This window comes from Lactobacillus sp. ESL0261 (assembly GCF_003693025.1).
GTDB classification, from domain to species: domain Bacteria; phylum Bacillota; class Bacilli; order Lactobacillales; family Lactobacillaceae; genus Lactobacillus; species Lactobacillus kullabergensis.
Window position 1 is genome coordinate 54,429 of sequence record NZ_REHN01000008.1, and the last position, 15,533, is coordinate 69,961.

17 protein-coding genes and 1 pseudogene are annotated in these 15,533 nt (G+C 35.1%); 4 read left to right on the forward strand and 14 right to left on the reverse strand.

Features of this window, described 5'->3' with window-relative positions; translation table 11 throughout:
* Positions 1 to 46: 46 nt before the first annotated feature.
* Positions 47 to 1,078, reverse strand: coding sequence for a GIY-YIG nuclease family protein (locus F5ESL0261_RS05930; protein WP_122052561.1), 1,032 nt, complete (start codon positions 1,076 to 1,078; stop codon positions 47 to 49).
* Positions 1,079 to 1,136: 58 nt separating this feature from the next.
* On the opposite strand from F5ESL0261_RS05930, the gene F5ESL0261_RS05935 reads away from it, so the two are divergent.
* Both F5ESL0261_RS05935 and F5ESL0261_RS05940 read left to right on the forward strand, forming a co-directional pair.
* Positions 1,137 to 1,751, forward strand: a complete 615-nt coding sequence (locus tag F5ESL0261_RS05935) for a 1-acyl-sn-glycerol-3-phosphate acyltransferase (protein WP_122052562.1) — start codon at positions 1,137 to 1,139, stop codon at positions 1,749 to 1,751.
* Between the two features lie 79 nt (positions 1,752 to 1,830).
* Positions 1,831 to 3,006, forward strand: a complete 1,176-nt coding sequence (locus tag F5ESL0261_RS05940; protein WP_122052563.1) for a cyclopropane-fatty-acyl-phospholipid synthase family protein — start codon at positions 1,831 to 1,833, stop codon at positions 3,004 to 3,006.
* Between the two features lie 97 nt (positions 3,007 to 3,103).
* Here the strand turns inward: F5ESL0261_RS05940 and F5ESL0261_RS05945 are convergent, their stop codons facing one another.
* The 5 genes from F5ESL0261_RS05945 to F5ESL0261_RS05965 all read right to left on the reverse strand — a co-directional run bounded on the left by F5ESL0261_RS05945 (position 3,104) and on the right by F5ESL0261_RS05965 (position 8,780).
* Positions 3,104 to 4,504 (reverse strand): FAD-binding oxidoreductase, encoded by a 1,401-nt coding sequence (locus F5ESL0261_RS05945; RefSeq protein WP_034981609.1) that lies wholly within the window; start codon positions 4,502 to 4,504, stop codon positions 3,104 to 3,106.
* Between the two features lie 124 nt (positions 4,505 to 4,628).
* On the reverse strand, positions 4,629 to 6,419 hold the full coding sequence (locus F5ESL0261_RS05950) for an ABC transporter ATP-binding protein (protein ID WP_122052564.1): 1,791 nt from the start codon (positions 6,417 to 6,419) through the stop codon (positions 4,629 to 4,631).
* Positions 6,409 to 8,175 carry an ABC transporter ATP-binding protein gene (locus tag F5ESL0261_RS05955; protein ID WP_122052565.1) on the reverse strand — a complete coding sequence of 589 codons (1,767 nt, stop codon included), beginning with the start codon at positions 8,173 to 8,175 and terminating at the stop codon, positions 6,409 to 6,411. Before F5ESL0261_RS05955 ends, F5ESL0261_RS05950 begins: the two co-directional genes overlap by 11 nt.
* Positions 8,176 to 8,246: 71 nt before the next feature.
* Entirely contained in the window at positions 8,247 to 8,462 is a 216-nt protein-coding gene (locus F5ESL0261_RS05960; protein ID WP_034981600.1) for a YneF family protein, read from the reverse strand.
* 69 nt (positions 8,463 to 8,531) lie between these two features.
* A complete protein-coding gene (locus tag F5ESL0261_RS05965) occupies positions 8,532 to 8,780 on the reverse strand; it encodes a DUF896 domain-containing protein (protein WP_045928229.1) in 249 nt (82 codons plus the stop codon).
* A gap of 141 nt (positions 8,781 to 8,921) precedes the next feature.
* Here F5ESL0261_RS05965 and lexA point away from each other — a divergent pair, with 141 nt between their 5' ends.
* Positions 8,922 to 9,545, forward strand: a complete 624-nt coding sequence (lexA, locus tag F5ESL0261_RS05970; protein ID WP_045928230.1) for a transcriptional repressor LexA — start codon at positions 8,922 to 8,924, stop codon at positions 9,543 to 9,545.
* Positions 9,546 to 9,716: 171 nt separating this feature from the next.
* On the opposite strand, the gene F5ESL0261_RS05975 is transcribed toward lexA, so the two are convergent.
* A complete protein-coding gene (locus F5ESL0261_RS05975) occupies positions 9,717 to 9,962 on the reverse strand; it encodes a MerR family transcriptional regulator (RefSeq protein ID WP_109586416.1) in 246 nt (81 codons plus the stop codon).
* Positions 9,963 to 10,022: 60 nt separating this feature from the next.
* On the opposite strand from F5ESL0261_RS05975, the gene F5ESL0261_RS05980 reads away from it, so the two are divergent.
* Entirely contained in the window at positions 10,023 to 10,322 is a 300-nt protein-coding gene (locus F5ESL0261_RS05980; protein ID WP_122052566.1) for a hypothetical protein, read from the forward strand.
* Between the two features lie 225 nt (positions 10,323 to 10,547).
* Here the strand turns inward: F5ESL0261_RS05980 and F5ESL0261_RS05985 are convergent.
* From F5ESL0261_RS05985 to ylxM, 7 genes and pseudogenes are all read right to left on the reverse strand, one after another.
* A pseudogene (locus tag F5ESL0261_RS05985) lies at positions 10,548 to 11,314 on the reverse strand (nucleoside phosphorylase).
* A 97-nt stretch (positions 11,315 to 11,411) separates the two neighbouring features.
* Entirely contained in the window at positions 11,412 to 11,759 is a 348-nt protein-coding gene (rplS, locus tag F5ESL0261_RS05990; protein ID WP_038523030.1) for a 50S ribosomal protein L19, read from the reverse strand.
* A 117-nt stretch (positions 11,760 to 11,876) separates the two neighbouring features.
* Entirely contained in the window at positions 11,877 to 12,602 is a 726-nt protein-coding gene (gene trmD, locus F5ESL0261_RS05995; RefSeq protein ID WP_122052567.1) for a tRNA (guanosine(37)-N1)-methyltransferase TrmD, read from the reverse strand.
* A complete protein-coding gene (gene rimM, locus F5ESL0261_RS06000; RefSeq protein ID WP_122052568.1) occupies positions 12,592 to 13,107 on the reverse strand; it encodes a ribosome maturation factor RimM in 516 nt (171 codons plus the stop codon). Before rimM ends, trmD begins: the two co-directional genes overlap by 11 nt.
* Positions 13,108 to 13,171: 64 nt before the next feature.
* Complete coding sequence (gene rpsP, locus F5ESL0261_RS06005; protein WP_122052569.1) at positions 13,172 to 13,444, reverse strand: 30S ribosomal protein S16; 273 nt, start codon at positions 13,442 to 13,444, stop codon at positions 13,172 to 13,174.
* A gap of 85 nt (positions 13,445 to 13,529) precedes the next feature.
* Complete coding sequence (gene ffh / locus F5ESL0261_RS06010) at positions 13,530 to 14,957, reverse strand: signal recognition particle protein (protein ID WP_122052570.1); 1,428 nt, start codon at positions 14,955 to 14,957, stop codon at positions 13,530 to 13,532.
* 4 nt (positions 14,958 to 14,961) lie between these two features.
* A complete protein-coding gene (gene ylxM, locus F5ESL0261_RS06015; RefSeq protein ID WP_034981574.1) occupies positions 14,962 to 15,303 on the reverse strand; it encodes a YlxM family DNA-binding protein in 342 nt (113 codons plus the stop codon).
* Positions 15,304 to 15,533: the final 230 nt, after the last annotated feature.

Here is a 15,533-nt window from a genome sequence, read left to right on the forward strand (position 1 = left end):
AAGGCATACGTTAAAATAATACTAGATTATTGTTTAAGATGCAAGGTTAAAAGTTAACTTTATGTTCTCTTAAAAATCTTTCCTTCCATAATCTGTTATGGTGCTTAAACCAATATTCCCTTTTAAGCGCCAACTTCTTATCTTTAAACTCTTCGTGGTAAAGCAGTTTGACTGGTCTGCGGGACTTTGTATACTTGGCACCCTTGCCACTATTATGTGCTTTTAGTCGTTTGGATAAATCATCAGTAAAGCCACCGTAGAAGCTATTATCTTTGCATAAGAGTACATAAAAATAATATCTTCTACTCTTTTGCCTTTTTGCTCTATCCGATTCCGTTTCTCTGATTATACGCTGAATTTGAGGAAGATAATTACCGTTTTTATCATGTACCTCAATGGCATCCCTTAATACCAGACCATCGCTACCGGTATGCTTAACTGCTTCAATAATTATTAAATTGCAGTTTTCTCCTCGATGAGAAACATATGGCTGTACAAACTTAATACTAAAATCATGTTTAAGACAAAAATAGGCAATTTCATTTAAACGCTCTGGTCGATGAACCATAAATAATTTGCCTTTCATTTTAAGCAATGCACTGGCTACAAAAATTATTTCTTCCAAATTAATTAAGATTTCATGTCGGGCAATAGCCTTTGCTGGATCAGGATTTATCTTATGATTTTGTGCAACTTTAAAGTAAGGTGGATTCACGACAATTACATCATACGAATCTTTTCTCAAAAAAACTGGAGCATCTTTGACATTTTTTTGAAAAACCTGGATACGATTTTCCATATTATTTAACGCAATAGAACGTTCAGCTTGTGAAGCCACTTCTTCCTGTATTTCAACCGCATCATATTTGGCACGGTTAAAATAAGCCATATACATTGTTGCTGCACAATTGCCAGCACATAAATCCGCTACCTTGGAATTATCTTTAATTGCATCCTTTGCAGTTGCCGCTAAAAGCAGAGTATCTAATGAAAAGCTGAAAGATGATTTGTTTTGGATTATTTTTAAATCATCATTGTACATATAATCAATGCGTTCATTTTTCAATAATTTTTCCATAAAAATTTGTCCTCTCTCGCAGCTTTGTTATAATATTTTACATCAATTGGAGGAAATTATGTTTTATCATTTTATTCGTCCGGTAGCTCGCTTTATAGTTTGGCTATTAAACGGACATTTACACGTTAATCATAAGGAAAGAATTCCCGAAGGGAACTATATCTTGGCAGCACCACATAGAACTTGGTGGGAACCGATTTTATTCGCCTTAGCGGCAAGTCCAAAAGAGTTCATGTTTATGGCTAAAATAGAATTGTTTAAAAATCCATTACTACGGTTCATCTTAAAACACGCTCATGCATTTCCTGTAGACCGTAAACATCCTGGACCTTCAGCCTTAAAAACTCCCATTAATGGATTGAGAAAAGGTAATTATTCCTTAATTATTTTTCCCTCAGGTACCAGGCATTCATCTGAAATGAAAGGCGGCACAATTGCCATTGCCAAATTATCAAACAAGCCTATAGTACCAGTGGTCTATCAGGGTCCACTAACTTTCACTGGTTTATTAAAACGCCAACCCTTAGAAGTTTGTTTCGGGGAGCCATTTATGGTTGACCGTAAAATAAAACTCACTCACGAAAACGAAGCTATGTTAGACAATAAGCTTAAAAAAGCCTGGGATAAAGTTGACTACGAACAAAACCCCAATTTTCATTATCAACCTAAATAAAAAATTACTCTTTAAACATTAGCTCAATGAACAAGTGTTAAAATAAAAATGTAAAAAAGTTAGATGGAGGATTTCAAAATTGTTAGAAAAAAGTTTTTATAGAGCTATGTTAAGCAAGTCTTTTCCCTTCCCTGTCAAAGTAACATACTGGGATGGCAAAAGTGAAGTATACGGAAACGGAACTCCAAATATAGAGATAATTTTTAACGAGAAAATTCCGACTAGTGCTATCTCAAAAAATGCTTCTCTTGCTTTAGGCGAAGCATATATGGATAAAAGAATCGAAATCAAGGGCAGTTTGCAAAAACTAATTTGCGGAGCTTATGAAAGTGCCGGAAGTTTCATGCGGTCCAGTAAATTTCGTAAATTTTTACCAAAAGAAAAACACACTGAAGCACAAAGCGAAAAAGATGTTCAAAGTCACTATGATATCGGTAACGACTTTTATAAATTATGGCTTGACCCTACTTTAACATATTCGTGTGCATATTTTGAAAATGAAAATGATGACCTTGAAACAGCACAATTGAATAAAATCCATCATATTTTAAATAAATTACATCCTGAAAAAGGAAAGACATTACTTGATATTGGATGTGGCTGGGGTACTCTAATGTTGGTTGCTGCCAAAGAATATGGCTTAAAAGTAACTGGTGTAACTCTGAGTGAAGAGCAGTATAAACTTGTGCAAAAGAAAATATACGACCAAAACTTGCAAGATATTGCAGAAGTTAAGTTAGAAGACTACCGCGAGTTGGGAAATGAACAATGGGATTACATTACCTCTGTAGGAATGTTTGAACACGTCGGTAAAGAAAATTTAGGTCAATACTTTGCCGATGTTTCAAAATATTTAAAGAAAGATGGCGTAGCTCTCATTCATGGCATCACACGTCAACAAGGCGGTGCCAAGAACGCTTGGATTAACAAGTACATTTTCCCAGGTGGTTATGTACCAGGGTTAAGTGAAAATATCAGTCATATTGTCGAAAACAACATGCAAATTACGGATTTGGAAATGCTTAGAAGACATTACCAAAGAACATTGGAAATTTGGGATAAAAATTTTAATGCTAAACGGGATCAAATTCAAAAGAATATGGGTGAGCGTTTTACTCGAATGTGGGATTTATACCTGCAAGCTTGCGCTGCTTCTTTTGAATCTGGCAACATCGATGTTGTACAATATCTGATTACTAAAGGACCTTCAGGTAAAAACTTACCAATGACTAGAAGGTACATGTTAAATAAGTAGTATTAATAATTTAATCTACACAAAAAAGCTGACAAATATACTTTGTCAGCTTTTTTTTTTATTAAACGCACATATACACTATGAATTAGGATACGAATTAAGGTTCAAAAATCTTCCCTGGGTTAACAATATAATTAGGATCGAATAACTTTTTAACCTTGCGTAGTAAGTCAGTATATTCTTTACCATAAAAGTCTTCATAGTAATTTGCTCTAGCGTAACCAATACCATGTTCACCAGACATATTTCCATCAAGTGATTTAGCAGTCTTGTATAATTCAGAAATTACTTTATCACTTGTTTTTGCATATTCTTCATCAGTCATATCGTCTGAGCAAAGGTAAATATGCAGGTTGCCGTCTCCAGCATGACCAAAGTTTGGAATTCTAATGTTCAATTCCTTCTCTAGCTCTTCAATTCGGTCTAAAACTACAGGAATGTGGTTGATTGGAACACAGACATCAATTTCATCCATCTTTGGTGTTGAGTTTTGAATAGCAAGCAATAACTCTTCACGACATTTCCAAATCTTCTTAGCTTCATCAGAATCAGCACTCAATACAATTGCCTTTTCCGCTTTAAACGGTTTAACAACTTCTAAAGTTTCGTCAAGTTCTGCTTTCCATTCATCTTCCGTAAAGGCGTCAATTCCAATGATAATGAAACCATCACCATGCTTAATCGGAAATTCGTCTTTAGCGTATGTTTCCCAGAGTTTAACAACTTTACGTCCCATAAATTCAACAGTAGTTGGTACAACTCCAGATTTCAGAATAGCTGGTACTGATCTAATAGCGTCATTCAAAGTTGGAAATGGAATAATGGCATTGATAGATTTGTGAGGTCTTGGATATAAACGAATTGTAACTTCAGTTACAACACCCAAAGTTCCTTCTGATCCAATAATTAAATCTTTTAGTGAATAGCCTGAAGACGATTTAACTGCTTTGGAGCCAAATTTATATAATTTTCCGTTAGTCAAAACTACTTTGATCTCACGAATGTGCTCTCTGGTAACGCCATATTTGATAGCTTTGAGTCCACCTGCATTTGTGGAAACATTACCACCAATAGTTGCCCAGTGCATGGCTGGAGCAGGCATATACATGAAAGGCTTATCAGCTAAATATTCGTCCAAGTCTTTCAATCTTAATCCTGCTTGAACAGTCATAGTCAAACTTTCTGGATCATATTCCAAAACCTTGTTCATTTTGATCATGTCAAGTGAAATTCCGCCATCAACAGCAAGGTTAGCTCCCATTAAACCAGTTGAATTTCCCCTTGGAACCAAAGGTATTGAATGATCACTAGCGTATTTAACAACATTCATTACCTCTTCATTGCTTGTTGGTTGAATTACCAAATCTGGCATAGCTTTGACTGTACCAAATTGGTCATGATCCCAGTGCTTAGTAGGTTTAGTAATAAACCTTTCTGGATCTGAAATGAACTTGCTTAGGTTATCCAAGTCAGTTTGATTAATTTTATGATATTCCATTATAATTCCCTTCTTACTAAAATCATAATTTAGCTACTGCTAACATGATAAATTTACTCTTTAATGTAAACGCTGTCAATACTAAATATAAAAAAGCACAAAGTTTTTAGCTTTGTGCTTTTTTTCACTTTTGGCTATTCTGTAAGGTATATAAATTATAATAATAACCTTTTTGTGAAAGAAGTTTCTCGTGATTGCCTCTTTCCACAATTCTGCCATCATTCAATACAATAATTTGATCTGCATCAACAATAGTTGAAAGCCTGTGCGCGATAGCCAAAGTTGTGCGACCCTTGCGCAATCTCTTCAATCCTTGTTGAATCAGCGTTTCAGTTTCAGTATCAACATTTGCAGTGGCCTCATCCAGAACTAATATCCTAGGATCCGTCACCAAAGTACGAGCAAAAGATATTAGTTGCCTTTGGCCTTGACTAAACTCACTTCCGCCTTCACCTACTTTAGCATGGTACTTTCCAGGGAGATTCTCAATAAAGCCATCTGCCTGAACAGTTTCGGCAGCCTTTTTTATTTGCTCATCAGTTATGTCCTTGTTATAAAGGCGAATATTGGAATTAATATCTCCGTAAAACATAAAGGGCTCTTGCAATACCAATCCAAGTTTTTTGCGCAGTTCTGCTTTAGGATATTTTTTGATGTCAACACCATCAATTAACACTTCACCTTTATAAAATTCGTAAAAACGCATCATTACGTTAATAATCGAACTTTTACCCGAACCTGTATGTCCGACTATGCCTAAAGTTTCTCCGGGATTAACTGTGAATGAAATATCATGTAAAATTTCGTTTTTACCATCATATGAAAAACTTACGTGCTTAAACTCAATCTTTCCTTGATTAATTGTTAATCCTGCCTCAGCTTTTTGTTGTGGTTCGTAATCAGTATTATCTAAAATCCGAAAAATTCTTTTGCCTGCTACAATACCATCTTGGAAAAAAGTCATTTGATCCATCATATTGGCAATTGGATTAAAAAACTGTGAAATATATTGTGAAAATGCATAAACCACACCAGCTGGCACAAAGGTTTCCCTTAATGGAAAGCCAAAATACATTAAAGTTAATGCTAATGCAAGTGAATATAGCAAACTAGTTAAAGGTGACAACAAAAAGGAATTAAGATTAATCATATCGAAACGTGTTTTCATTAAGGCAGAGTTTTCACTTTCAAAATGATTAGTCATACGCCCTTCCTGCTTAAATTGCTGGATTAAAGAAACCCCTTCTATTGATTCATTTAAGTTAGTATTAATGCGACTTAGTCGCTCGCGATAACTACGGTAAAGTTTCGAACTTCTTTTAGAATATTGCCAAATAATCACTAAAAGTAAAGGCAAAAAAGCAAGAACTATAAATCCAGCCACTACATTGGTAGAAAACATCGCTACCATAGCCGAAATAATTGAGAAAAATGAAATTACTACACTTGATAATACAGTCAGAAAATTGCTCAAAGTCATAGTATCATTTGTTACTCTTGAGACTATTGAACCAGCTGGAGTTTGATCAAAGTAGCGCATTCCTAATGTATGCAACTTTTTATAAAGTTCAGAACGCAAGCCTTCAAGCGATTTTTCTGATCCTAAAGCAAAAAAGTACTCGTAGGTAAATTGCAAAATTCCTTTGACAATGGAACCAAATGCGTACAGAAAACCAGCGAATAAAATTATTTGTGTTGTAACATCAGCTTTACTCAAAAAATTATCTAAAAAATACTGTAAACCATATGGCAGTAAAACGTTAATTACACTTACTAAAAAAGCACCAATACCTGCAATGATCATTTCATTTTTAAAATGCATCACAAAACGCATCAAGCGCTTAAAAATGCTAAGTTGCTCTTTTACAGGAATTTCTTGAGACCAGACTGATTGGAATGAGTTTTCATCGTCCATTGGAGTCACCTACCTTGTCTTCTAATTCTTGTCTTTGCCACATATCAGCATACCAACCATTTAATTTCAGCAGCTGGTCATGAGTTCCTCGTTCAACAATTCGACCATTTTTTAGGACTAAAATTAAATCAGCATTCATTACTGATGTAAGTCTATGCGTAGCAATTAAGGTTGTTTTGCCTTTTCGTTCTTTTTTCAATGAATGTAAAATAGCCATTTCAGTCCTTGCATCTACTGCTGACAATGCATCATCTAAAACTAAAATTTGACTTTGCTTCAGCAAGGCTCTGGCAATAGACATGCGTTGTTTTTGTCCACCGGAAAGTGAAACGCCATTTTCGCCGACCAAAGTATTGTAGCCACCAGGCATTTGTAAAATATCATTATGCAAATCACTTTTCTTGGCCGCAGAAACAATAGCACTTTCATTACTGTCTGCTTTTGAAAAAGCAATATTTTTTTGAATACTTGTTGAAAATAAGTAATTATCTTGAGGCACATATGAGATTTGGCGTAGTAAAACGTTAAGCGGGATCTCCCTGATATCATGTCCATTTAAGGTGATATGACCATTATATTTATCAAATTCCCTTAGTAAAAGCTGTATGATAGTTGTTTTTCCAGCCCCTACTTTACCAACAAGACCCAGAGTTTGCCCCGTCTTTAACGTAAAGTTGATATTATCTAATACTTGAACTTTCGGTTCATCTGGATATGCAAAATATTTAACATGATAAATAAGATCTCCAGCAATATCTTTGGCAGATAATTTTTGATCAGCATTTTTGTCAGTGATTTCAGATTTTTCTTCTAATAGTTTTTCAATACGATCGTAACTTGCGCTTCCACGCTCTAAAATATTAAAAAGATACCCAATCGCAAACATTGGCCAGACCATATTGCCGATATATGCTATAAATGAGACTAACTGGCCTATAGTGAGAGCTTTGTTAAAAACTAGCATTCCGCCATAAATAATAGTTATTGTATATGTCAAACCAATTAGAAATGTACCTAAAGGATCAAACATGGAATCCCATTTAAAAACTTTTTTATTGATTTTGATAGTATCGTCTATCATTTGATTGAAAGCAGCCGTATCTTCTTTTCCCTGTCCAAAAGTTTTCAAAACTTTTATACCAGAAACAGATTCTTGAGTTTTATTGTTTAATTTGGAAAAGGCTGCTTGAGATTTATCAAAAGCATCATGTAGTCTATCTCCTAATTTCCATGCCCCCCAAGCCAAAAAAGGCAAAGGCAAAAGAGCTACAAGTGTTAAACGCCAATCAACAAAAGCAATCATGGCCACCATAGTAGATACGCTCATTATGAGTGAATCTACTAAAGTTAAGACACCTTCACCTGCAACTTCCTGAACAGCCGAAACATCATTTGTGGCGTGAGCCATCAAATCACCAGTTCTGTGACGTTGATAAAAAGTGCGATCCATAGCCATGAAATGACGAAATAATTTTGATCTTAACTGCAGTTCCAGTTCAGCCGCTCCACCCCAAATTTGACTACGCCAAAAATAGCGGAAGCCATAGAGTAGCAAGGCCGCTAAAACGATAGCCATAATCAGTAGACCGTATTCCTGCCAACTAATATGTCCTTTATCCAATTGATCAGCCATTAGGCCTAAAATCCTCGGTGGCACCAAGTTCACAACTGAAGTCAGTGCCAAAAATGTAATACCAATTAGGTAACGCTTTTTTTCTTTTTTAAAAAACCAGCCTAATTTAAAAAATATACCCATTATTCACCTAAAAATTCAGTAAAAAAGCGGAGAGTCTATTCTCCGCCACACTATTTCAATCTAGTAAGTTTTTATTTTTGGTGCTTCATCATGTTCATCACTTGGTTTACCTTCTTAGCTGAAGGCTTTTGGCCCATTTGAGACATCATGGCAACAATCATATCTTCACTGATTGGCGGATTATCCTTAAAATATTTTTTCATATATGCTCTGGCACCATAAAAGCCTCCTACAAGTCCTAATATTAATGCTATAACAATCAGAAAAATCGCTAATCCTAAGTTCATAAAATAATCACCTCAATTTGTCCAATAGGTATATCTTACCTAAAAATACAGTAAAATTAAAGATCAAAGTTAATCTTTTCTTAAACCTTTTTTTCTTTGAGCTTTTTTCGCTATTTCAGAAGTAATTTCTTTGCCATTTTTATCAATTATCACTAAATTCTCTACATCTTGTTTAAAGCCTGCTCTAAAGTTCTTAATAAATTCCTGATGTAATTTTTTTCGTTCTATTTCCTCGTCTTCTGTTAGTCCAACAGATTCCTTTTTATGATATAGTTCATTTATTCGATTTATTAGTTTTTTCTCAAGATCTTCATTCATTTTTAGCACCTCTCTTAAAAAAGTCTACATTATTATTTATAATAAAAAAAGTTTAAAATTTTCAGAACGCTTGTTTGTACTATACCAAATTATCTGCTAGAATTAAAGGTATTAAAGACGTTTATAATACTGGAGATAACTATGACTACAAAACAAAACAACAAGCAGTTGCAAATTTTACGCTACATATATGAAACGGTTGAAGATAGGGGCTTTCCCCCAACTGTGCGAGAAATATGTCATGCTGTAGATTTATCTTCCACTTCTACTGTACACGGTCATTTATCAAGGCTTGAAAACAAGGGCTTAATAATAAAGGATGCTACAAAACCAAGAGCATTAGAAATAACCGATGAAGGAAAAAAAGCAATTGGTGTCCAACCAAAAGAAATTCCAGTTGTTGGTGACGTGACTGCTGGTCAACCTATTTTAGCTGTTGAAGATATAGAAGACTATTTCCCTTTGCCTCCTGATTTAGCAAATGATGCTGGCGATCTCTTTATGTTAAGAGTACATGGAGAAAGTATGATTAATGCTGGAATTTTAAACGGAGATAATGTAATTGTCCGCAAACAATCTTCAGCTATTAACGGTGAAATTGTAGTAGCAATGACAGATGAAAATGAAGCAACTGTAAAACGATTTTACAAGGAAAAAGGTCACTATCGTTTACAGCCTGAAAATGATACGATGGCACCGATTATATTGTCAAGCGTCCACATTTTAGGTAAAGTAGTAGGGCTATACCGCAACACTATTATTTAATATTTAACAAAAGAGCTTTATAGCATTATTGGGATAAACAAAAATTATTTTTTACGAGTTTCAATAATGCTTTTTTCTGCAAAGTTTCTTTTACTTCTGCCAATACTTTTTTCTGCATTTTTAATTTGTTTATTTTTGCAGATATAACGGCGATTTTATCCGTAATTAACTTTAAGTTTTGTGTACGTTGCTTTTCAGTACTACACGACTCATCGTGTAGTTTTTTATGTCCTTTATTTCTTGAAGCGAAAATCCTAAGTCTTGGAACTCTTTAATTGCTTCAAAAATATCAGTTTCGTTTTCAGTAAACCAATAGTTTCTTCCCTTACGACCAGGATTTAATAAGTTTAAATAGATATAATGTCTAACTGTATCAGGTGTAGTATTTTCCTTTTGAATAAATTCTTTCAAATACATAATTATCTCCTTGACATAGTGTCGACCCCAAATGCTTAAATTTTAGCAGGAGGTATAAAAATGTCATATCTAACAATCTGTTTAACTATTATATATGGTGTTCTCATGATTAGCGCCAGCTTTTCATCTTTTACTAGTTTGCCAATTTGGCTAATCATGATCAACGTCTTGTCCGCATTAGGCATTATTGCCGGAAGTTTTCTAAAAAAACAACTTTTAACTACTATATTTCTAGTAGCAGTTTTACTTACCGCTCTAGCAAATGGTATTTTTCTTTACGGACAAATCACTTGGTCTCACTGGCTTATTAGACTAATTTTGACTATTATTTTGATTTGCTTGAACTTTAAGTATTTTTAGATATTTATCTAGCAAAATTCCTATTAGCAGTCAAGCGTAACGTCTCAAAATACTGTCATAATGGCAAGAAATTGACTTTCCACAACTAATGCTTTAAATCAATTCACAATCTTTATATTGAAATTATACTTAAAAATGCTTTTTCTAAAGCCTTTATGTTATTTGTTTGTGAATAATAACGCTGTTTCACTTAGGTTCCACAGCAGTAATTTTTCACAAACTTGGTTAAATTTTACTAATGATATTGGCAGCTAAATTAATTGCTGCTTCATGAGCATCCCTACCCCAGCCTCTGTCATCATGATTTTCTAAATCTTTAAGTGAATCGGCTGTAAATAATATTTGTGCAAAATCTGCCTCTCTGAATTGTGCACACGCAGCCATTGCTGCACACTCCATCTCTACACAAGAGGCTCCCAACTCTTTAGCCTGCTTTACTTTCTTGACAGTTTCCCTAAAGAAGCCATCAGTTGTCCAGGTAGTTACTTCTTCAACCTTAAGACCTTCTTCTTTCAGCAATTTTTTGGTCTTAGTTAAAAACTCTGACTTTAAGTCAATATACGTTCCTGGTTTCATATAATGAAAGGATGTGCCCTCGTCTCTAATAGCTTTTGTAGGCACTAGAAAATAGTTCTCTGGTAAATCAACTAAGCAGCCTGCTGATCCGATTGCTAAAATTTGTTTAACACCATAGGTTATTAACCAATCTAATAGCTCTACAGCAGCTGCAGCACCTATCTTTGCCTGACAAAAAGTAATTTTTTGTCCGTCTAAATCAACCTCATAAATTGGAGTTTCTCCTTCGAAGCAGTCAAAGAATCCAAGCTTTTATGAGGATAACGAGCCAAAAAATCACTGATTACAGCAGGAGTTAAGAATGCAAACAGCAGCTTGGGCTGAAAATGAAAGTTATTAATTTCTTGTTCGTGATCTGGCTCTAAAACAGCCCTCGGATCAGGATCAAAAGTTAACAAAAATGGTTCTTTCATAATTCTCCTCCTCAATAAAAATATATTGCTAAAGATTTTAACATAAACAAAAAAGAGAATCATCCCTTTTGGAAATGATTCTCTTTCACTTAAGCGTGAATTAACGACGCTTTTCTGCAATTCTAGCAGACTTGCCGTGACGATCACGTAAGTAGTAAAGTTTAGCACGACGTACACGACCGTGACGCAATACTTCAACCTTGGCAACACGTGGATCGTTTACTGGAAAAGTACGCTCAACACCAACACCAGATGCGATCTTACGTACAGTGTAACTGGCACCAATGCCAGTTCCCTTACGCTTGATAACTACGCCTTCAAACATCTGAATACGTTCATGTGAACCTTCGACAACACGCACGTGTACACGAACTGTGTCACCTGCACGGAAGTCAGGAATATCGTCACGTAATTGTTCTTTGGTTAATTCTTGAATTAATGGATCCATTTTTATTTTCTCCTTCTCCGGCATTCATTAGCGTTTTCTACGTCAGCGGAACACCCCTAACTATTAGTGCAAAATAAATTTACACCTCAGTTATACTAGCAAAATTAACAGCTAAAATCAAGTTTGATCTTTTTCCTGCTTTATTTCCGTTAACATTCTCTTTTCTTCTTTACTTAAATTATAATTTTCAAGTAAATCCGGTCTGTACAAGTAGGTTGCGCGCAAAGCTTCCTTATGCCGCCACTCATCAATCTTTTGGTGATTTCCAGATGTTAATACTTGTGGTACTTTCTTTCCTTCAAAATCTTCCGGTCTGGTATATTGTGGATATTCCAGCAAACCGTGAGCAAAGCTTTCTTCCACCGGTGAGGCATCATTTCCCAAAATTCCTGGCAGCAGTCTAACAGTAGCATCTATCATACTCATTGTGGGTAATTCCCCACCAGTTAAAACGTAATCACCAATTGAAACAGTTTCATCAGCTAAATCATAGATGCGTTGATCAAAGCCTTCATAATGACCACAAATAAAGGTGAGATTTTCTTCATGAGACCAATTTTGGGCCATTTTTTGATTAAAAGTTTTACCCTGTGGCGCAGTAATGATTACTTTGCCCTTATTTTTAAGTGAATCAAGGGCTTTCTTGATCGGCATAACTTGCAAAACCATGCCAGCGCCACCACCATAAGGACTATCATCAACGTGATGGTGTACATCAGTGGTAAAATCGCGAAAATTTACTAAATTTAGCTGCCATTTATCATCTTCAAGACCTCTTCCAAGCATTGAGGTCGTCAATGGCGTAAACATATCAGGAAAAAGCGTTAATACATTAATCTTCATTACGTAACCCTTCTAAGAGTTCTACGAAAACTTTTTTGTGAGCAATGTCTATTTTTTTGACTACTTCATCAATATAGGGAATTAAGTATGTGTTGCCATTCTCTTCAGTAATTTCCCATACATCGTTCGCACCTGGAGTTTCAATACCAGTTATTTTACCTAGTTCAGTTTCGGAATGATTATCTATCACTTTACAGCCTAGAATATCGCGATAATAATATGCGCCATCTGGAAGTTCATGTTGATTTTGCTCACTAACAACTAAAGTTTCGCCAATTAATTTCTTAGCACTATTAATATCAGTGATCTCATTAAATTGAACTAGCCAAAACTGTTTAAAAGGCCTGCTGCTTTTAACCGTCAACTTTTTTTGTTGATTAGCTTTTAAGGCCAATTCTTGCTTAGCAGCAAAGCGTTCTTCCGGAAAATCCGTAATCAAAGCAACTTTTACCTCTCCCTTAAGACCATGGGTAGATAAAATACGCGCAACATCATAAAATTGCATAGTATCTCCTACTTAAAGAAAAAAGTTTGAAGCAGTCAACTTCAAACTTTTAACAAACGATTCACTATTTATTGAATTTGGAATCATGCAGTTTCTTCATTAAACCTGCACCTGAAAGAAGTGAACGTACAGTATCTGAAGGTTGTGCACCTTTCTTCAACCATTCGAAAATCTTGTCTTCGTCTAATTTCAATTCCTTAGGAACTGAAACTGGATTATAGTAACCGACTTCTTCAATAAAACGACCATCGCGTGGCATTCTGGAATCAGCTACAACGATTCTATAAAATGGCTTTCTTTTAGCACCCATACGGCGCAAACGAATTTTTACTGACATAAATTTATTCCTCCTAAAAGTTACGTTAAATAATATAGCACTTTTTTAAAAGGGTGTAAAGTGTTTTTACTTAACAGGTGATTTTTTATGAATGATATCTCTTGACCTTCATCCGTTTTTTCTTATTTTTCTTAAATTTCTTACCCATATGTTTCATAGCCATCCGGCCCATTGGAGAATTCATTCCTGGCAAATTATCCATTCCCTTAAAATTACCCTTGGTAATTTTGCTCATCATATCGCGCGCCTGTTTAAATTGCTTAATCATTCTGTTGACTTCAACTACAGGTCGACCAGATCCAGCAGCTATTCTTCTTCTGCGACTAGGATTAAGCAATTCCGGATTTTCTCGCTCTTCCTCTGTCATTGATGAAATAATTGCTTTCACATAAACAATTTGTTTTTTATCAAAGTTAACATTCTTAAGCTGGGGATTATTTGCCATTCCCGGAATCATCTTCATCAGCTGGTCAAGTGGACCCATTTTCTCAACTTGCTCAATCTGATCAACAAAGTCGTTGAAATCGAAAGTATTTTCTTTCATTTTTTCAGCAACTTCTTCAGCTTTTTTGGCATCATAATCCTGCTGAGCTTTTTCAATCAAAGTCAGCATGTCACCCATGCCTAGAATTCTAGAAGCCATACGATCAGGATAGAATTGTTCCAGGTCGGTCAATTTTTCACCTTGACCGGTATAAATAATTGGCTTGCCGGTTACTGCCCTAATGGATAATGCAGCACCACCACGAGTATCACCATCTAGTTTGGTTAAAATAACTCCAGTGATGTCTAAACGTTCATCAAAACCTTTAGCTACATCTGTTGCAGCTTGACCAGTCATGGCATCTACTACCAGCAAAATATTATCTGGTTGGGCAACTTCTTTGACACGTTCAAGTTCCTCCATTAATGGTTCATCAATTTCCAAACGTCCAGCGGTATCAATAATGACATAATCATTTTTATTTTTATCAGCTTGGTGTAAGCCGTCTTGCACTATTTGAGCTACGTCTTTTTGATCTTTTTCACTATAAACAGGAACTTTTAGCTGGTCACCAATTTGCTGCAATTGATCAACAGCAGCTGGACGATAAATATCACCAGCAATTAGCAATGGTCTTGCTTTTTCTTTTTGTATTAATCTGTTTGCCAGCTTACCAACTGTGGTAGTTTTACCTGTACCTTGTAAACCTACCATCATTATTATTGTAGGAATATGTTTAGATTTATTGAGGGAAACCGCGCTTTCACCCATCATCTTGGTTAATTCATCATTAACTATCTTGATGACTTGTTGGCCTGGATTAAGACTTTCCTGAACTTCTTTTCCGAGAGCTTCTTGCTTTATTTTCTTGATAAAATCTTTAACAACTTTAAAGTTAACATCAGCTTCCAGTAATGCCAGTCTAATTTCGCGACTGGCACTATTGATGTCATCTTCTGAAATTTTCCCTTTACCTGTTAAATTCTTTAAGGCCTTTTGAATTCTTTCGCTTAAATTTTCAAATGCCATCGAATTACTCTCCCCTCAGTTGATTTATTAGATCAGTAGTTATTTGTAAAGCCTGGCTTGACTTGCTTTTTTTGAGTGCGACTACAACTTTTGCTAGTTTGTCTTCGATCATATTGTAATCTCTCTGCATATGTAAATTGTCTTCGTAATTTTTTAACAATTTGCGACAGCGACGTAAATTGTCGTAAACTGCCTGACGTGAAACATGATGATTGATAGCTATTTCTCCTAAGGACAGGTCGTTATAATAATAATCTTCAAAATAACTCTGCTGACTCTTAGTTAAAAGACCACCATAATAGGCATATAAATCACCCAATATTTCATTTTTTTCGAGTTCATCCATTACACTCACCTTGAACAAGTATAGCAAAAATGTCAGGAATTGACGATCTTGAAAACCAAAATTTAATTAAAGGTATACTAATGCTTTATTGCTTTTCTCAATAAGAATCTGTATCATAAATTTAATCAACTTTTAGGGATTTTACTAACATAGATATAGAATAACCATTCTTGAAAGTTATCTGATTAGACAGTACACGAATAAATATTAATTTTGTATCGTCTTTTTAT